Origin of the sequence: Streptomyces sp. JW3, assembly GCF_052216785.1 — a bacterium.
Classification (GTDB): domain Bacteria; phylum Actinomycetota; class Actinomycetes; order Streptomycetales; family Streptomycetaceae; genus Streptomyces.
Genome location: NZ_JBQOUX010000210.1, coordinates 1 through 3,584, shown reverse-complemented (window position 1 = coordinate 3,584; position 3,584 = coordinate 1). Strand labels below are relative to the sequence as shown.

General features: G+C 69.8%; 6 protein-coding genes. 4 read left to right on the top strand and 2 right to left on the bottom strand.

Features of this window, described 5'->3' with window-relative positions:
- Positions 1–54 precede the first annotated feature (54 nt).
- Complete coding sequence (locus ACTT8P_RS37990; protein WP_442836356.1) at positions 55–435, bottom strand: helix-turn-helix domain-containing protein; 381 nt, start codon at positions 433–435, stop codon at positions 55–57.
- A 273-nt stretch (positions 436–708) separates the two neighbouring features.
- On the opposite strand from ACTT8P_RS37990, the gene ACTT8P_RS37985 reads away from it, so the two are divergent.
- Both ACTT8P_RS37985 and ACTT8P_RS37980 read left to right on the top strand, forming a co-directional pair.
- On the top strand, positions 709–903 hold the full coding sequence (locus tag ACTT8P_RS37985; RefSeq protein ID WP_442836355.1) for a hypothetical protein: 195 nt from the start codon (positions 709–711) through the stop codon (positions 901–903).
- A gap of 56 nt (positions 904–959) precedes the next feature.
- Positions 960–1,160: a hypothetical protein gene (locus tag ACTT8P_RS37980; RefSeq protein ID WP_442836354.1), complete on the top strand. Its 201-nt coding sequence runs from the start codon at positions 960–962 to the stop codon at positions 1,158–1,160.
- A gap of 230 nt (positions 1,161–1,390) precedes the next feature.
- Here ACTT8P_RS37980 and ACTT8P_RS37975 read toward each other — a convergent pair whose 3' ends face one another.
- Complete coding sequence (locus ACTT8P_RS37975) at positions 1,391–2,017, bottom strand: TetR/AcrR family transcriptional regulator (RefSeq protein WP_442836353.1); 627 nt, start codon at positions 2,015–2,017, stop codon at positions 1,391–1,393.
- Positions 2,018–2,168: 151 nt separating this feature from the next.
- On the opposite strand from ACTT8P_RS37975, the gene ACTT8P_RS37970 reads away from it, so the two are divergent.
- Together ACTT8P_RS37970 and ACTT8P_RS37965 are read left to right on the top strand one after the other, a co-directional pair.
- On the top strand, positions 2,169–3,095 hold the full coding sequence (locus ACTT8P_RS37970; protein ID WP_442836352.1) for an ABC transporter permease: 927 nt from the start codon (positions 2,169–2,171) through the stop codon (positions 3,093–3,095).
- Positions 3,088–3,584, top strand: a 497-nt coding sequence (locus ACTT8P_RS37965; protein WP_442836351.1) for an ATP-binding cassette domain-containing protein, incomplete at its 3' end; no start/stop codon positions are given. The genes ACTT8P_RS37970 and ACTT8P_RS37965, both read left to right, overlap by 8 nt.

The following is a 3,584-nucleotide window of genomic DNA, read 5'->3' as shown; positions in this document are numbered from 1 at the left end:
TCCTCGACGGCTTCATAGCCGAGACCGGACTCGGGCTGGAGCCTCCGTAACCCGTCACCCCACCCTTTCAACCTCAGACGCACGCACGGCCACGTCAGCGATGGGCAGCCCATTCATTTCGTTGTCGAGAAGAACAAGCCGCCTCGACATTTCACGAACGGTCTGCGCGAAACCTTGCCCTCTGTCCCCGTTCAACTCCGGCAGGCGTTCAGCGATCATCTGCGTATCGTCAGCCGTGAGAAGCGTATCCAGCTCATCAGGCAATACCTGAAGGACCTTGGCCATACGAGGCCGCTGATACGGGTGCGGGTCGACTTGCCCTGCCTCCCAGCGCTGCACCGTGGTCCGGTCTACCCGCAACGCTTCGGCGAACTTTTCCTGTGTGAAACCGCACGCTTTCCGGCGCTGTGCGAGCAGTTTCCTCTTACCTGCCATGTCCGGCCCCCGTCAGGGTGTTGTCTCCCCTGCTCAGGCTACCCCGTGCGGCCACAATGCGGCCCAAATGCGGCAGTTCCGCGGTGGTTCCGGCGCACCTCGCGCGGAAGCATCGTCAGACACAAAGGCCCCCGCGACCGTGCGACCGGCCCGGGGGCGTGGACCACCTGAAAGGAAGCAGGCAGCCACTATGTACGTATCACGACTGTTCGAACGGGCGAGAACAACACTTCCGGGCGACCGGCGCACGATGGTCCGGCCGGAGGCGACCCCATGAGCGGCGACCACGCCGAGGCCGCCGCCCAGCGCGCCGACCTCCCCATGCTGCGCACCTACCGCCTGTGGTTCGAGCACACCCGCACCTGTGCCGACGGCTGCAAGGGCCTCCCCAAGGCACAGGACGGCTGGGCGATGGGACGTGAACTGTGGGGCGCGTACCGCCTCGCGCGAATCGAGGGGACGTCATGACCTGGAAGATCGAACGGACACCGGGGAGTCGCGTGCGTCGCACCGAAGGTGACCGCGTGGCTCTGCCGCTGCGCCTGCTCAGCGACCACGAACCCGCCACGGACGCCGAGCTGCTCCTGACCCTCGTCGAGGCCGAGCACCTGCACGCCGCCCTGTGCCGCGCGCTCGACACTCACCCGGCACCGCCGTCCGCACCGGGCTGCCGTACGGGAGTCCTGTACGGCGACACGTACACGGCCGGGAAACAGGGCACATAGCCCGCGGCACCCTCGCCTGACACCACCCGGCGGCTGCCGCCCTCCGGGCCCGGCTGCCGCCCTCCTCGGTCCGGCGCGAAGGTGTGCGGGCGGCGGCATCACCCCCTACAGCATCCCCGCCCGGTACGGGCAGCGCGCCCCACGACCGTGCGAGCAAGGCGCACGGCCGGGGGCGCGCGCCTCTGTGACGACACCGGGGCGGCACCGGTGAACCCTGCGGCCGCCGCCCGTCACAACGCCTTCAGCCCCGCCGCCGTAGCCCGGGTGAGCGCCCCCAGGTACCCCTTCGGCGGCTTCGGCCCCCGGATCACCACCGACCGCCAGTACAACGGCCCCGAGATCAGGTCCAGGGCCAGATCGTGGTCGAAGCCCGCGCGGATCTCACCCCGCCGCTGCGCCGCCGCCAGGATCGAGCTGGCCACCCCGTCCTGGCCCTCGCGCAGCGCCTTCTGCAGGGCCTCGGCGATGTCCGGGTTGCGGGCCGCCTCGGCCTGGAGGTCGGGGATGACCTGGGAGGCGACCGGGTGCCGCAGCGCCCGGGACGTCACCTCGTACAGCAGCCGCAGGTCGCCCTCCAGCGAGCCGGTGTCCGGCGCCGGCAGCCCCTGCACGGCGAGCGCCGAGACGATGTCGAGCACCAGATGCAGCTTGGAGCGCCAGCGCCGGTACACCGCCGTCTTGCCGACCCCGGCCCGGCGCGCGATGCCCTCGATGGACATCCGCGCGTACCCGACGGCCGCGAGTTCCTCGAAGACGGCCGCCCGGATGGCCTCGGTCACGTCGGCCCGCAGTACGGCGGCCCCGGCGGGGGCCCTGCGGCGCGGACGTGGCTGAGGCTCGTCGGCGTTGGTCGTCATACCCCCCAAGCATAGGGGCGTAACGACGAAACGGTTGCGTTCCGACGTCGATTCGGCCTAGTCTCCCGTTGCGACGATACGGTCCCGTCCCGACGTAGCACCGCGACGACTCACCCCTCCCCCGAGTGACCCCCGAGTGAAAGCAGCGGATGTGAGCCAGGTCCTCCACACACCGCCCCCGCCGACCGCCCCGTCCCCGGCCGGCACCGAAGACCTCGCGGCCCTCGCCGCCCGCCACGGCCTCGCGGTCAGCGGAGCCCGCCCCAGCCTGCCCGACTACGTGCGCCAGCTGTGGGCCCGCCGGCACTTCATCGGCGCCTTCTCCACCGCCAAGCTCACCGCCCAGTACAGCCAGGCCAAACTGGGCCAGGTCTGGCAGGTGATGACCCCGCTGCTGAACGCGGCGGTGTACTTCCTGATCTTCGGCGTGCTGCTCCAGACCAAGAAGGGCGTCCCGGACTACGTCCCGTTCCTGGTCACGGGCGTGTTCATCTGGACCTTCACGCAGAGCTCGATCATGGCGGGCACCAAGGCGATCTCCGGCAACCTCGGCCTGGTGCGCGCCCTGCACTTCCCGCGCGCCGCGCTGCCGGTCTCCTTCTGCCTCCAGCAGCTCAAGCAGCTGCTGTACTCGATGGCCGCCCTGGTCGTCATCCTGCTGGCCTTCGGCGTCCCGCCGGCCGCCTCCTGGGTGCTGGCGGTCCCGGCCCTGGTGCTCCAGTTCACCTTCAACGCCGGCGTCGCGATGATCATGGCCCGGCTGGGTTCCAAGATCCCGGACATCGCCCAGCTGATGCCGTTCGCGCTGCGGACCTGGATGTACGTCTCCGGTGTGATGTGGAGCATCGACCACCTGCTCAGCCAGCACGGCGACCTGCCGTCCTGGGTCGGCCCGGTGCTCCAGGCCAACCCCGCCGCCGTCTACATCGACCTGATGCGGTTCGCCCTGATCGACACCTTCCACGCGAGCCAGCTCCCCTCCCACGTGTGGCTGCTCGCCGTGGGCTGGGCCCTGCTCGCCGGGATCGGCGGCTTCATCTACTTCTGGAAGGCTGAGGAGACCTACGGCCGTGGCTGACACGCATTTCGAGAAGACGGCGAACGAGAAGGTTCCCACCGTCGTCGCCGACGGCGTCGACATCGTCTACCGGGTCAACGGCACCGGCGGCGGACGAGGCTCCGCCACCGCCGCCCTCAACCGGATCGTCCGCCGCAAGCAGACCGAGAGGGTGTCCGGCGTCCGCAAGGTGCACGCGGTGCGGAACGTGTCCTTCGCGGCGTACCGGGGTGAGGCGATCGGCCTGATCGGCACCAACGGTTCCGGCAAGTCGACGCTGCTCAAGGCCGTGGCCGGCCTGCTCCCGGTGGAGAACGGCCGGATCTACACCGACGGCCAGCCGTCCCTGCTCGGCGTCAACGCCGCCCTGATGAACGACCTCACCGGCGAGCGCAACGTCTACCTCGGCGGCCTCGCGATGGGCATGACCCGCGAGCAGATCAAGGAGCGCTACCAGGACATCGTCGACTTCTCCGGCATCAACGAGAAGGGCGACTTCATCACCCTGCC